At 66.3% G+C, this 12,667-nt stretch carries 16 protein-coding genes and 2 pseudogenes; 8 read left to right on the top strand and 10 right to left on the bottom strand.

Annotated elements, in window-relative coordinates:
• On the top strand, nt 1-506 hold a 506-nt coding region (locus tag ACZ4WS_RS46935; protein WP_467990214.1), incomplete at its 5' end, for a transposase.
• On the opposite strand, the gene ACZ4WS_RS46930 is transcribed toward ACZ4WS_RS46935, so the two are convergent.
• From ACZ4WS_RS46930 to ACZ4WS_RS46895, 8 genes and pseudogenes are all read right to left on the bottom strand, one after another.
• Entirely contained in the window at nt 431-1,756 is a 1,326-nt protein-coding gene (locus tag ACZ4WS_RS46930; protein ID WP_467990213.1) for a replication initiator, read from the bottom strand. The genes ACZ4WS_RS46935 and ACZ4WS_RS46930 overlap by 76 nt on opposite strands.
• A 163-nt stretch (nt 1,757-1,919) precedes the next feature.
• Nucleotides 1,920-2,165 carry a SpdD protein gene (locus tag ACZ4WS_RS46925; RefSeq protein ID WP_467990211.1) on the bottom strand — a complete coding sequence of 82 codons (246 nt, stop codon included), beginning with the start codon at nt 2,163-2,165 and terminating at the stop codon, nt 1,920-1,922.
• 22 nt (nt 2,166-2,187) lie between these two features.
• Nucleotides 2,188-2,349: a hypothetical protein gene (locus tag ACZ4WS_RS46920; RefSeq protein ID WP_467990210.1), complete on the bottom strand. Its 162-nt coding sequence runs from the start codon at nt 2,347-2,349 to the stop codon at nt 2,188-2,190.
• 15 nt (nt 2,350-2,364) lie between these two features.
• Entirely contained in the window at nt 2,365-2,556 is a 192-nt protein-coding gene (locus ACZ4WS_RS46915) for a mobile element transfer protein (protein WP_467990208.1), read from the bottom strand.
• 12 nt (nt 2,557-2,568) lie between these two features.
• A complete protein-coding gene (locus ACZ4WS_RS46910; protein ID WP_467990207.1) occupies nt 2,569-3,189 on the bottom strand; it encodes a DUF2637 domain-containing protein in 621 nt (206 codons plus the stop codon).
• 85 nt (nt 3,190-3,274) lie between these two features.
• Nucleotides 3,275-4,660 carry an FtsK/SpoIIIE domain-containing protein gene (locus tag ACZ4WS_RS46905; RefSeq protein ID WP_467990206.1) on the bottom strand — a complete coding sequence of 462 codons (1,386 nt, stop codon included), beginning with the start codon at nt 4,658-4,660 and terminating at the stop codon, nt 3,275-3,277.
• Nucleotides 4,660-5,015 (bottom strand): annotated as a pseudogene (locus ACZ4WS_RS46900) (SCO3933 family regulatory protein). The gene ACZ4WS_RS46905 and the pseudogene ACZ4WS_RS46900 overlap by 1 nt, the downstream one beginning before the upstream one ends.
• A gap of 155 nt (nt 5,016-5,170) precedes the next feature.
• Nucleotides 5,171-5,956, bottom strand: coding sequence for a GntR family transcriptional regulator (locus ACZ4WS_RS46895; protein ID WP_467990204.1), 786 nt, complete (start codon nt 5,954-5,956; stop codon nt 5,171-5,173).
• 107 nt (nt 5,957-6,063) lie between these two features.
• On the opposite strand from ACZ4WS_RS46895, the gene ACZ4WS_RS46890 reads away from it, so the two are divergent.
• The 5 genes from ACZ4WS_RS46890 to ACZ4WS_RS46870 all read left to right on the top strand — a co-directional run bounded on the left by ACZ4WS_RS46890 (nt 6,064) and on the right by ACZ4WS_RS46870 (nt 8,924).
• Nucleotides 6,064-6,471, top strand: coding sequence for an NUDIX hydrolase (locus tag ACZ4WS_RS46890; RefSeq protein WP_467990218.1), 408 nt, complete (start codon nt 6,064-6,066; stop codon nt 6,469-6,471).
• Between the two features lie 46 nt (nt 6,472-6,517).
• On the top strand, nt 6,518-6,946 hold the full coding sequence (locus ACZ4WS_RS46885) for an ATP-binding protein (RefSeq protein ID WP_467990202.1): 429 nt from the start codon (nt 6,518-6,520) through the stop codon (nt 6,944-6,946).
• Nucleotides 6,940-7,323 carry a hypothetical protein gene (locus ACZ4WS_RS46880; RefSeq protein WP_467990200.1) on the top strand — a complete coding sequence of 128 codons (384 nt, stop codon included), beginning with the start codon at nt 6,940-6,942 and terminating at the stop codon, nt 7,321-7,323. The genes ACZ4WS_RS46885 and ACZ4WS_RS46880 overlap by 7 nt, the downstream gene beginning before the upstream one ends.
• An 820-nt stretch (nt 7,324-8,143) precedes the next feature.
• Nucleotides 8,144-8,434, top strand: a complete 291-nt coding sequence (locus ACZ4WS_RS46875) for a hypothetical protein (protein ID WP_467990199.1) — start codon at nt 8,144-8,146, stop codon at nt 8,432-8,434.
• A 358-nt stretch (nt 8,435-8,792) separates the two neighbouring features.
• Nucleotides 8,793-8,924 (top strand): hypothetical protein, encoded by a 132-nt coding sequence (locus ACZ4WS_RS46870; RefSeq protein WP_467990197.1) that lies wholly within the window; start codon nt 8,793-8,795, stop codon nt 8,922-8,924.
• A 471-nt stretch (nt 8,925-9,395) separates the two neighbouring features.
• Here the strand turns inward: ACZ4WS_RS46870 and ACZ4WS_RS46865 are convergent, their stop codons facing one another.
• Nucleotides 9,396-10,475 carry a hypothetical protein gene (locus tag ACZ4WS_RS46865; protein ID WP_467990196.1) on the bottom strand — a complete coding sequence of 360 codons (1,080 nt, stop codon included), beginning with the start codon at nt 10,473-10,475 and terminating at the stop codon, nt 9,396-9,398.
• A gap of 283 nt (nt 10,476-10,758) precedes the next feature.
• Between ACZ4WS_RS46865 and ACZ4WS_RS46860 the strand changes: the two are divergent.
• A pseudogene (locus tag ACZ4WS_RS46860) lies at nt 10,759-11,322 on the top strand (MrcB family domain-containing protein); the annotation flags it as partial.
• Nucleotides 11,323-11,390: 68 nt separating this feature from the next.
• Nucleotides 11,391-11,924 carry a protein NO VEIN domain-containing protein gene (locus tag ACZ4WS_RS46855; protein ID WP_467990194.1) on the top strand — a complete coding sequence of 178 codons (534 nt, stop codon included), beginning with the start codon at nt 11,391-11,393 and terminating at the stop codon, nt 11,922-11,924.
• A 102-nt stretch (nt 11,925-12,026) separates the two neighbouring features.
• On the opposite strand, the gene ACZ4WS_RS46850 is transcribed toward ACZ4WS_RS46855, so the two are convergent.
• On the bottom strand, nt 12,027-12,641 hold the full coding sequence (locus ACZ4WS_RS46850; protein ID WP_467990192.1) for a hypothetical protein: 615 nt from the start codon (nt 12,639-12,641) through the stop codon (nt 12,027-12,029).
• Nucleotides 12,642-12,667 lie beyond the last annotated feature (26 nt).

Raw genomic sequence — 12,667 nt, 5'->3', positions numbered from 1 at the left:
CCGAACGCAGCGGCAGGCACAAAGACCCAGCTCGCGAACCCCGCCGCAGGCGCCGGGCCACCTACAACCGCTACGGCGGAGTACGGCACCTGTTCCCCGCACTCGACCTGGCCAAGGACAAGCTCTACGGCCACATCAAGCCCATCAAGAGGCGGACGCAGTTCCTGGAGTTCTGCCGTTACCTGCGCACCCTCTACCCAGCCGGCGTCCGCATTGCGATCGTCTGCGACAACTTCTCCCCGCACCTGACCACGAAGAAATGCCAGCGGGTCGGCACCTGGGCGGCTGCGAACAACGTCGAGATCGCCTACACCCCCACCAACAGCTCCTGGCTCAACCGCATCGAGGCCCAGTTCACCGCCCTGCGCTACTTCACCCTCGACGGCACCGACCACTCCACCCACAAAGAACAAGGCAGCATGATCCGCCGCTACATCATCTGGCGAAACCGCCATGCCGACGACCGGCGCCTACGCGCAGTCGTCGACAGGGCGAACGTTGCCTGATGCGGCACTAGCCAGGCTTCGGCGGCGGACAGACCGGTTCCGGCGAAGACCCAATGCGAGACGACGAGGGTCGTGGCGGTGTCGTTTTCGGTGGTTGCTGTGGCTTGTGCGCGGCGCCACTCGGCGCGGGCGGTGCGAAGGGCGCCGAGAGTGGTGGAGTAGCGGCGGGACTTGGTGGAGAAGTGGCCGCGGAAGCCGAGCATGTGGGCCCAGGCCCGGAGCCGGAGTTCTTCTAACTCCTTGCGGGCGCCGAGAGTCCAAGCGGTGCGGATCAGCCGGCGGGAGTGGTCGCTGATGTCGAGCTGGGCGAGTTCGGCGAGGAACTTGAGCGGGCGGTCGAGAGATCCCGTGGCGGTCTCGGCGCCCTTGGTGGCGTACTTGGCGATGTAGGAAGCGACGGCCCGCTCGGTCAGCTCCCGGCCGCCATCGAAGTCGGCGGAACGGATCGTGCGGACGTCGAGCTGACGGCCGAAGGTGAAGGTGTGCGCGCGCCCGTCGATGACCGGGCCGTCCACGCGGACATGAGCAGCAGCGGCACCGATAGCGTCGGTGAGCAGTTCGGCGGTGGCCCAGTCCGGAGGCAGGGTGTCGCCGCCCTCGGGGCCGTCGATGCGGATGACCGCGTGGAAGTGAACGGCTCCGCGCTTCTGGTACTCGGCGACCTTGGCGAAGGAGACCCGGGCGTACTGGCGGAACGCGCGCTGTGAGAGTCCGGCCCGCTTGGCAACCTCCCGGTGCAGGTAGGTGGAGAAGCGGCGCCAGAGCGGACCGGCGTGCGCGTTCCAGAGGACGGCGGCTTCGTAGTCGTAGGTGTCCGGGTCGAGCGGGGTACCGAGCGCGGCGTCGTCCTGGTCGTGGCGCACGCCGCACCGGCAGCGACGGACCGAACCAGCCGGGCCGGTGGGGCGGTTGTGGACCGGGCCGAAGCTCGGGGCGGTGAAGGTGGCGAAGACGCGCGGGTGGGCGGCGACGCGTTCCGGGACGCCTTTGCCGCCGCGCAGGCCGGAGGTGATCAGGTGGAAGGTGTCGCGGCGGTAGACCTCGGCGCACGCTTCGCAGCGGGTAGCGCGGCGGTTGTTGCAGCGGACCAGGAGGTGACCGGCCGGGAGGTTGGTGGAATCGAGGCGGTGGAGGACGTTGCCGATCTCGCCGGTCGAGGTGTCGACGTCGTACTCGGTGCGATGGCCGTTGAGACGGATCGGGTGGGTGCAGCCGCCGAGGCCGGCGAGTTGCCGCAGGAGTTCGGGCATGGTGCCGAGCGAGGCCAGTTCGGCGAGTTGGGTAAGCGGAGGCGGTGCGGAGCGGGTGATGATGGCTTTCTCCTTCTGGCTTCGGCTAGGAGGGGTAGGGCCCCCGGGCGGCGGATGCTTGGCGGTATCGAGGCCGTCCCGGGGATCTGTTGTGCAGCGGCTTTCAGCGGCGGTGCTGGTCGCGGAGCATCGAGCGCAGGACCACGGCGGCGATGGCCACGGAGATGGCCGTGACGGCGACGGCGGCCAGGAGCGCGGTGAGGACGACTCCGCCGACGAGGACGGCCGCGACCGCTCCCGTGCTGATGGAGATCTGCGGGGCCGCACGTCGTACGGGTGCCGGGTCGGCCGGGGTGTGGATGTGCGCAGGCGGCGGTGTCGGGTTCTCGGGGTACTTGGGCAGGAACACAGCGATCTCCTTGCCTACTCGTCTAGTCGTGTGAGCCGTTTATGACGTCCACGCCGGAGCGCGTGCCGGAGTCGATGGCCGGGGCCATGAAGGTGCGCGAGAGCAGGAAGCCGAACAGGGCGACCACGACGACGATCCAGGTGCGGACTCCGAGGACGAGGACAAGCGGCAGGCGGACGGTCACGGTGGCTGGGGCCTTTCAGCGGACGGGGCAGCGGTGGGTGCGGGCGGCCAGTTCGGCGGCGGCGCGGCTGTCGTAGTCGGCGGAGAAGCCGCAGCGCGGAGCGGTGCAGGCGTCGGTGTGCTTCTCCCGGCCTCGGTCGTCGTAGGCCGTGCCGACCTGAACGGGGCCGATGCGGGTGACGGAGCGGAAGCGGCGGTTGGGGGCCACGCGGATCTCCTTTCAGAGTTGAGCGGCGATGGCGTCGGCCATGGGGGCGGGGACGCCGAGGCGGGCGCGCAGGGCCGGGATGTCGATGGGCGTGCCCGTACGAGCGTGGTGTTCGGCGGCAACCTTTCGGGCGTGCTCGACCAGGGCGGCCGGGACGGATACGGCGGGCGGAGCTGGGGTCGGTTCGGGTGCCGGTTGCGCGGGGAGCTCCGGTACGACTTCGGGCGCGCCCTCCTGGTCCTCCACGTCCTCGGTCTCCTCGTGCAGCGCTGGAGTCGAGTGGGCGAGGAGCGTGCCGCCCAGGAAGGCGACCGCGGGCCAGCCCGCGACGAGGATGCGGAGCCAGGCCGGCACGTGATCCAGGTCGAGGAGCCCGGCGGTGGCGACGTTCGCGCCGAGGGATGCGACGAGCGCGATGACGAACCAGCACCACCCGGCGGCCTTCGCGTCACCGGCCCGCAGTCGGCGCCAGGCGGCGACGAGCAGCAGGTCGACCGAGACGGGATACGCCCACGCCTTCCATCCGTCCTGACCGGCCGCCGAGGCGACGTCGTGCAGGTGGGCGAAGGACAGCGCGGCGGCGATGACGGCTTGGACGAGGACCGCGTCGACACGGGCCAGTTGGGCACGCATGCTGCGGCTCCTTCCGGATTCAGGCATGGCAGGGGTAGGGACATGGCGCGAGGAGGTCACGCCGGCCGAGAGGGAGCGGGAAAGCTCAGTCGGTCACAGGGCGAGGCTGAACAACCGGGGCCGCAGACTCGACGGGCCATACGGGCCATACGGGCACGTCGGGCCGGAAGGGCTTGAGCGCGGGCAGGTCGGGCACCAAGTGCGCCGACTCGCGGCAGATCTCGGCAGCGTCGCCAAGGGAGAGGTACGGCGTGCGGATGCGGGACCAGCCGCCGGAGGAGTCGCCCGCGACGGCGAGGCCAGGCCGGTCGGGTGCAATGGCGCAGGCGGCGGAAACGGCTTCGGGGGCGATGTCGCCAAGTGCCATCTTGGCGGAGGCTTCGTCGTTGACGCGGTGGCAGACGCGGCCGGTCAGCTGAGCCCGGAGCATGGTCGCTCCCTTGCCCAGTTCGGCGCCGAAGCGCTGCCCGCAGACCTCCAGGTAGATCCCGGCAGCGCGGCCGAGCTGGGCGAGGCGGATGAGCTGGGTGACCATCTCGTCCCGTCGGTCCTCGTCCTTGCGCGTGGCGACGAGGAAGAGTTCGGCCACCTCGTCGACGAACAGCACGATGGGGACGGGGCGTTCGTCCTCGGGGAGCCCCCAGACGTCCGAGGTGATCTCCTCGGCGGCCGTGTCCGGGGCGAGACTCTGGCGTGTCTTGATCAGTTCGTAGCGCTCCTCCATTTCCTGGATGAGCACGGGCAGCAACTCGGCCGCCTGCTCGGGGTCGGTGGCGAGGGCAGAGAGCCGCGCGGCGAAGGGGGACAGTTCCACGCCACGCTTGCAGTCGATACCGACCAGGGCGACCGGTTGTGAGGCGAGCCCGGCGACCAGGTGGCGCAGGTACATGGACTTACCGGAGAGCGTTGCGCCGAGGGTGAGTTGGTGAGGAACGGTGCGGTAGTCGCGTACGAACGGGGTGGCGTCCTCCCGCAGGGCCACGGGCACTTTGAGGAGCCCGGACGCGACCTTGCGAGGCATCCGCACGCGCCGCAGTACGTCGAAGCCGACGAGCCGCAGTTCGACCACGCCCGGCTTGACGGTCGTGACGTACACGGCATGAACTCCCCAGGCGTGCCGCAGGCGTTCGGCCGACGCGGCGACGTCCGCCGGCTCCTGACCGGGAGCGAGCCGAAGACGAAGGCGTAACCCTGTCGACGTAGGGCGGATGATGCCCCGACGGGGCGGTACGGGCCGGACCTCACGTCGCGTGGTGGCCTTGACCGCCAGGACCCGCAGCCGGGACGGAGCCACGGTCAGACCGCACGCCTCCATGACCGAGCTGTACGAGCCGAGCAGCCGGGCCGTGGATATCGGCAGGCCGACCGTGGACCAGTAGACGCCCGGGTGCTTGGCCCGGGTGTAGGCAGCCCCGCCGCCGAGTGCGGCGACAGGACCACCCACCTCCAGAAGGGTTGCCAGGTCGGTCATCAGGCCGTGGCCCCCATGGCGGCCGGGAACACGGCCGGAGTGACGGCGGCGGAGCGGTAGGCGATGCCGTGCCGCTGCTGACCGTTGAACACGCTCTCCCACGGCCGGGCCACGAGTCCCGGCAGCGAGACCGGCGCCCCGAGCGCGAGCCCTTCGGACACCCCGCTCTCCGGAACAGTGACCTTGATCAGGGAGGACTCCCCTCCTCGATGTAGACGACGCCGATCGTCATCAGGGCCTCGCCGCTGACGGTGTCCTTCGCGATCTCGCCGGTCTGACGGTCACGGACCTTGGGCTCGGGCGCCTCGGTCAGCAGGATCGTCGCGGCCGAGGTCTCCACACGGATGGTGCGCAAGATTTCTTCCCATCTACTCGTCTAGATAAGATGCAGTCTTCGAACCCGATTGCTTCGGGAACACCAACCACCCTGCCACACAACTTGGCCACTCGTCTATACGAGTATGCCTGTTGAGGTGTACGAGTCCGAAAAGAGGCCTCGCGCACCGCCGATCAGGTCGCCGGGAGCTGGTAGGACAGGACGTACGCGTCCGCCGCCATCACGGTGTCGCAGACCTCGACGGCCCGCCCCTCGGCGTCGTACGCGGTGCGGATGAGGTGGATCACCGGCACACCGGAGGCCAGCCGGAGCGTCTTGACCTCGGTCGGCGAGGGCATCCGGGCCCGGATCTCCTCCTCGAAGTGGTCGAGGTGATGGCCCAGCTCCTCAAGACGGGCGTAGATGCCACCGGGGCCGGGGTTGGGTTCGGCGATCTGAGTCCCGCGCGCGATGTCGAGCGGGAGATACGAGGTGGCGAACTCGACCGGGCGGCCGTCGAGCAGGTACCGGCGCCGACGGGCGAGCACGCGCCGCACGGAACCGAGCCGGGTGGAGATGTCCTGACTGGCCTTCTCCTCCTTGACTTCAAGGCTGTCGACCTGGGGGTGGCTGCCCGCGGCGTCCGCCTCGACGATGAACGCGGACTTTCCCTGTTCGCGGTGGCGCCGGGCGAAGCGGTCGGAGGCGAGCCGGCGGACGGGCGGACGCGGACGGACGAAGACACCCTTGCCGTGTTCGGCGGCGACCAGGCCCTCACCCTGGAGGATGGAGAAGGAGTTGCGGACGGTCATCCGGGAGACGCCGTAGTGCTCGACGAGTTCGGCCTCCGAGGGGAGCTTTTCGCCCTCCTTGAATCGCCCACGGTCGATGGCCTCGCGCAGCTGGTCAGCGATCTGCCGGAACACCGCACGATCGCTCGTGGGGTCCAGATCGCCGAGCAGGGACGGAAGTGAGGTCACGAGTACTCCTTTAGGTATCTAGACGAGTGGGCGAGTGTTGTTGCTACGGTGGAGAGCCTAGCCATCCGAGAGGGCCGAGGAACGTGACCACTGACCGTCCGCACTCCGTGAGCGTTGCCGGAGTCATCGTCGACGACCAGGGCCGGGCCCTCTTGATCCAGCGGCGCGACAACGGCCGGTGGGAACCCCCGGGTGGCATCGTCGAGCGGGAGGAAACCCTCCCCGAGGCACTTCAGCGCGAAGTCCTCGAAGAAACCGGCATCAAGATCGCGCTCCCCGCGACCCTCACCGGCGTCTACAAGAACATGACGGGCCTGATCGTCTCCCTGGTCTTCCGCTGTGAAGCCGCCAACGGCTCGCCCACCACCGGGGACGAGACCCGCGCGCTGCGTTGGGCCACCCGCGAAGAAGTCACCGACCTCGCCGACGAGGCGTACGCGATCCGCGTCCTGGACGCACTCGACGCGGCATCCCCGCCGGCCATCCGCGCCCACGATGGCGTGAAACTCGTCTAGCCCGAACCCGCTGCACATGGCGGCCTACCAGCACGAAGGAACTTGTATGCACGAGTATACGAGCACTGCGCGGGTCTGGGGACTCATTTGCCCAGGATTTCCGGAAGAGGTGAGCAGGGCCCGCCGCTGGACGCGTGACATCCTGCGCGACTCGCCCTTAGCGGAGGACGCGGAACTGATCGTGAGCGAGCTGAGCGCGAACGCGATCCTCCACACGGCCAGCGGCAAGGAGTCGGGCAGCTTCCATCTGGCACTCGCGGTCTCGTCGCAGGTAGTTGCCCTGTCGGTCACGGATGACGGAGGCGCGGGATCAGCCCCGAAGGTCGAGCACCAGGGCCAGGAGGCGGAGCACGGTCGAGGGTTGGGCATGGTGAGCGCGATCGCACACCGCGTCGTCGTCCACGACAGCGACGGTGGACACACGGTCACGGCGGAACTGTTCACCGGGGCCCGCGGGGGAGGGCACCCGTGCTGATGGACAAGCCACGGCGCGGCTATTGGTGCGAATGCTGGACCGAAGAACTCGTCGAAGGTGAACCGCCAGAGCTCCGGGCATCCTTCGACGCCTATACGGCACCACAGGCCGACCGATGGGTCGCGGTCGCCCTCCGCACGATCTCGCCGGCGCTCGACGCCGACGCATCTGACGAAGCTTGTGGGTGGCTGTACGAGGGACGCATCCAGACCCGACGCGCCCTCTGCCGCATGCAGCCCTGCACAGTCTCAGTAACTCACGCAGCCACACGCATCACCTGGACGATCCGCCCAGTCCTCTTCGTGCCACTCGCGCACCGACAGGGCATTGAACTCCCCTCCTGCGCATACGACTTCAAGCCCCAGCAGACCTACTGAGTTACAACTTTCTCTACTGGTTCAAGGCTCGCTGCGCTCGCGGCCGTCATGCTCCGGCCGCGAACGCCAACCGCCCTATGACCTGGGGCTCTTGCTCCGGTGACGCCGGGCACGCCCGCGAGGAACCGCCGCCGCGATCCGGCCTGGGGATGGAAGACCCATCAGCACGCGTAGGGACCACAAGGCGCACGAGCACGAGACACCCCATCAAGACCATAAGACCCGAGCCGCCCAACGAAGTCGGGATCGATCCCAAGGGACCGAGGGCCGCGCACGCGCGGCGGCGCCGGTCGGTCGCCGCCGCGCCGCCTCTATGTCTCCGCCACCGGCCGCGCACCGCCGCCCGCCCGTCGCCACCAGCAGCGGCCAAGAACCAAGCACCGGGCCATCAGGTACAGGGGATTGCCGCACCACCAGGTCAACGACGCTTTGGGTTACCGAGAAGGCCGGATCGCGGCGGCGGTTCCCCGCGGGCTACCTCGCGACCGGGGTCGTTGCCCCGTGGCTGGGGCGGTCGGCTCCACGACTTTAGCCAGCCACTTTGGCGCGAGCCTCGAAGATCATGGCCCCAACGTCGTGCTTTAACGGGCAGGTCCACAGACTGCCCGACTCGCCATGAGCTTACGGGGCCATGATCACTCGCGCCAAAGCAGCTCCCGGCCAAAGTCGCTACGCCGACCGCGTGGGCAACCAGTACGCCGAATTGGGTTTGTCGAGCGAATGTCAGTTGACCCGGGTTTCAGTACAGCGAGATGCTCTGCCCGTGCGGCGGGGGCACATCCGGAATTCCCGCCTGTGACTGATCGGCCAAGGTGACGCGGTGGGCATACTGGGGGCATTGCTGATCGTGGCCGTGGGATTCCTGGTGCTGTGGGGGCTTGAGGCTCTGATCAGCCACTTTTGGCCCTCGGATTTAGTGAAGATTGTCTTCATTGGCATTGGAGGGCTCTTTGCTGCGGGGGTTATCGCCACCGCCCTAGGCGCCGCCAAACAGGATGCAGACCCTACCCCTTATTATCCGCTTGGACGCTTCTCCCAAGAGAGCCGTGCCTCAGGTGCTGCCCCTGCGGATTCGGTTCAGTACAGCAGCCACGTACAGCAACCTCAGTAACCGGTCCCGTCCGGCGGTGCCCGTGCAAGGCCGTAGCGCACCCGGTATGACCGCCACCGACCGATCCACATAGAGCTACGGATCAGATGGTATTTCGCGGACTATCTGGCCGACGCCGGGTTCCTTGGCCGATCCCCGTTGACCTGATCCCCGAGGGCGCCACGAACCTGGGAGGGGTGCAAGGTCGTTCATCCGGCAGGGTGCTCCACCTTGCACCCCTCCCAGAACCGTGGCGGGCGGAGCCCATCAGGACAACGGGCACCGGCCAAGGAGACGCCATGCGGGAAGCACACAGGCTGATGAAGCCGAGGATGCCCCCCGGGCGCTCTACGAGACGGTCATCGACATCGAACCGCGCATGGCCGACATCGTGCGGAGCCAGGTGCTCCGTGAGATCCCCGACCGGCCGGAGCCTCAACGGTCCTGGGAAGAGATCAAGGAAGACGTCGCGCAGCGCATGATCGAGATAGAGGTCGCAGTCTTCGGCTGAGTGCCACGGGCCCCGGCTCAGGTCGGGGCCCAACCTCATCCGAAACGTGACTGCGGTACCGCACGGAAGTACAGCAACCGTGGCAACCGCAGGTGACCGTCCCGAGCCGCTACTACCCCCGTGACCAGGTCGGGAGACCTCAGCTGACGCCGTGCCTGTAGTTCGAATCGAGGAGCTCATTCGAAGGGCGATTGCAACTCCGCCGACCTAGCACCGCAGAGGTCGGCAAATGTCGACATGCGGTAGGTTATCTCACTTCACCCTGCTGCGAAGATTCCGAAGAATCAGGCTCACGAAAGGCAGATACTTGAAGAGTAGCCACAAGTTCTCGACAAAGGAGAGATCGCTCCCCCGGTGAACATCCGTCCATTAAATCTCGAATATGCCGCATAACTATCACATCTCGATAGAATGACAGGAGTGGAACTAGGGAGCGCAGAAATACACCAACGATCAGACCGACGACGATCATCATCGGCTGTACCTCTCGCGGATTGATGCCCTGATGCGCCCTGCCACACTCTCCGTGATATCACAATCCGAGAGTCGACGAACATAAGCTCGCCCGGATCCGAAGTGGATCGTCTCGGGGTGCTTAAAATCCGGATCAGGGTCTATAGCCACACCCGGCGGCGGCACCACCAGTCCGCTCCGAAGGAGCTTCGATTTCACATACTGAGGATCTTCTCCACAACACCACTCTATGACGACATCCTCATAGGCGTGAGTGTACGTATTAGCCCAGCCGTGAGAATTTCCGGCTAGATTTACAATTGCAGATCTCCGCAGAATCCTACTGAGCAGCCAATTCCGTTCAATAACCTCCTTCCTGCGTGAGGAAGGCTCCATGTTCCAGAATCTCAGCTCCTCTTCCTCCAGTGGGTCTAGGGCTTCCGCCGACCTCCAGAGTTGACGAACCTCCTGATGATCCTCACCGTCGGCGGTCCTCCCATCGGGAGGCACGTCACGAGGGAGCGCCGGCCGCCAATCTTCCTGATCGCTCACAAATCGAATCCGTGCGCCTGTCCCAACAAGGTGCAGATCCAAGCCACCTTCAGGAGAAAGAGAGGGACGCAGGCCAGGAACTCCCCTCATCCCTCCATACCCCGCTTCAAACCTGGGCAAGACTTCAGAAGCAACCGCATCAGCCATGCCTGCATGAAGATGGAAGACAGGAAATGACGGGAGGGGTCTAACACGAGTTACCCCAAAGACCGCGCTGTCGAGCTGCCCATCCCTGAGCGCTTCGGCCAGTACGTGCACTACGAATGCCTCAAGATGACGCTGCTGCGCGCTTGACGCATCCGGAATCGGGAGAGCGGCAGAGACGAACCCCTGTTCCGCCCACTTCAGGCACTCACTCTTTTGCCATCCGGTTGCCTCCACGCACAACTCAGCAACCGTCTCGGCAGACTCATCTTGGCGCTTCGGAAATGGGCGACGAAGGGAGATAAACCCCTGTTTGACCCAACTGCGAGATGTCTCGTAAGGGGATCCCGTAGCCTTCGAGTAAGCGTCAGCAGCTCGGCCGTGGTTGTCCTTCTTGGACATACTTCACCCTTCTCCGTGCTGTTACCGGCCCCAGCGTTCGAGAAAGAGTTCTGTACATCCATTTGCGGTGCTGCTACGCGCCACGGGGACTACAGGAGAGTCCTTTGCACCTCAACCAGGAAGACCGGTTCCCAGTCCTTGAGGGCACGCCTCCGTGAAGACAGACAGGAGGGTAGCGAACAAGCTCGGATGCGCACAAGTCCCCGTATAGACGCTTGATCTGTCGACGAGGGCACAGCCAGGCTGCCCGCCTTGGCGCCGGCTCGATGAATCTCCCGAGTCGATGCGTCCCTACGCCGTCGAACTCCCAACTGAGATGTCAGACCCCGCGGTTACGCTCCCGCGTGTGGATGAACTCTTGAGCGAGGTCCTTGACTTACAGCGGGTGTGGCAGGCCAAGAACACCGATCCGATGAAGCGCCGTGGCGTTGTCATCCGTACCGAGATGCCCAACTGGCTGCGAGAGCACCGTGAAGCCCTCGCCGTCGCCATGAATGTGCCCATCAACGACGTGGGCATCGAGGGCCGTGATGGCACCGGCCTGAAAACCGAGGTCGCGTGGACCCGCCTGTACTCCCAGAGTCGTTCGGCCAGTGCCACTACCGGGTGGTACATCGTCTATCTGTTCAGCGCATCCGGTGAGCAGGTCTACCTGTCGCTCAATCAAGGAACCACGCAGTGGACCGGCGGGGACTTCAAGCCCCGGAAGCCGGCCGAGCTGCAGAGCCGCGTCGACTGGGCCCGCCCCGTCATCAGTCACCAGGCTGGCAAACGTCCGGACTTGCTGACGAACATCCACTTGGACGGTCGTACCTCGCTGGGCAAGGGTTACGAACAGGGCAACGTCATAGCAATCGAGTACCAGCGACATGCACTGCCCGGCCCGGCTGTTCTCCGTGAGGACCTGTGCTGTTCATGGCGACACTTCTGGGGCAGCTGTACAAGGCTTCGGATGCGACCCCATACATCCCTGGCGACGTGCCCGTCGAGATCCGTGAGGCCACGCAGAGCGCTGCGACAACGGCCAACCGAAGGAGTGCACGTCGGGCCGGCCAAGGGTTTCTCCTCACAGCCGCAGAGCGGAACGCCATCGAGAAGCGCAGCGTCCTGCTCGCCACAGAGCATTTCGAGGCCCAAGGGTGGTCGGTCAAGGACGTCGGGGCCACCCAGTCGTACGACTTGCTTCTCTCCCGTGGCGACGAGCGTCTCCATGTCGAGGTCAAGGGGACGACCTCAGAAGGAACCCAAGTCATCCTGACGCGGGCCGAGGTAGAGCGACAGCGGGAGCTCGCACCTCACAACGCGCTCGCTGTCGTCCACTCGATCCAGTTGGATCGAACTACCCAGCCCCCGACGGCGAGCGGCGGCACACTCCACTGCACCTCGCCATGGGTCATCGAGGACGACAGCTTGACCGTCATCTCCTACATCCACCAAACGGGCCTGTAGGTCAAGGCGTTGGTGCGGCCGTGCCCCATCGCCAGCCGGGTCGAACATGCATCGAAGCGAGCACGGCTGGCGAGTCGACCGCCGGAAGGTTGCAGGTCACGGCTAAGCCGACCGCCGAGCGTCCGGCAGGTCAAGCGGCTCGTGGTGATGCCAAAGCAGGTGGCGGTCACCGCGGCGCAACTCTGCGTCCCCCCACTCAAGGCGCATGACCCCGGTACCCATGGCGCACGCGTAAGCCAGGAGTACCAGACCGGTGTCCGGGTCGAGCTGACCCAGGTCTTTGTGGAACTCCTGCTCTTGCAGCTCCTCAAGCCGGAGATCTAACTCCCCCTGCATGGGTTCGGGGCCGTGACGCCGAATCAGATCAGCTCGGAGGCCGACTGCACGACGCAGTCGAGCCACGGTGACCGGCACGTCCCGTTTGGCGTAGCGGATTGGGTAGAGCACCTGGCCGGCGACAACCATCACCGTGCGCGCTTGCAGACGCACCGCCGTGACGCCCGGGAGATCAGCGAGTCCCGCTGCCAGCTCCTCGTACTGCGAAGCGTGAAGACCGTGTCCGTACGCTTCCAAGGTCTGCGTACCGACGCCTCGGTGGCCGTCCCGAGCCCGCTCATGGGCCCTGCCGATGCACTCTGGGATCAGCTTCGACAGCGGCACAGCCAGCTCACCGAAGACGCTCCGCGACCATAACGAGCTTGCGCTCAGGTCCCCCATCTCGTTCCCCCTCGTACTCACGGCAC

This window comes from Streptomyces sp. NPDC029292, assembly GCF_055569295.1.
This window is presented reverse-complemented; position numbering and strand designations above follow the sequence as displayed.

Excerpts from the sequence above, each read along its gene's own strand:
- ACZ4WS_RS46885 (WP_467990202.1), top strand. The coding sequence starts at position 6,518 with ATGCACGAGTATACGAGCACTGCGCGGGTCTGGGGACTCATTTGCCCA.
- ACZ4WS_RS46865 (WP_467990196.1), bottom strand. The coding sequence starts at position 10,475 with ATGTCCAAGAAGGACAACCACGGCCGAGCTGCTGACGCTTACTCGAAG.
- ACZ4WS_RS46870 (WP_467990197.1), top strand. The coding sequence starts at position 8,793 with ATGGCCGACATCGTGCGGAGCCAGGTGCTCCGTGAGATCCCCGACCGG.
- ACZ4WS_RS46850 (WP_467990192.1), bottom strand. The coding sequence starts at position 12,641 with ATGGGGGACCTGAGCGCAAGCTCGTTATGGTCGCGGAGCGTCTTCGGT.
- ACZ4WS_RS46855 (WP_467990194.1), top strand. The coding sequence starts at position 11,391 with ATGGCGACACTTCTGGGGCAGCTGTACAAGGCTTCGGATGCGACCCCA.
- ACZ4WS_RS46930 (WP_467990213.1), bottom strand. The coding sequence starts at position 1,756 with ATGCCCGAACTCCTGCGGCAACTCGCCGGCCTCGGCGGCTGCACCCAC.
- ACZ4WS_RS46905 (WP_467990206.1), bottom strand. The coding sequence starts at position 4,660 with ATGACCGACCTGGCAACCCTTCTGGAGGTGGGTGGTCCTGTCGCCGCA.
- ACZ4WS_RS46910 (WP_467990207.1), bottom strand. The coding sequence starts at position 3,189 with ATGCGTGCCCAACTGGCCCGTGTCGACGCGGTCCTCGTCCAAGCCGTC.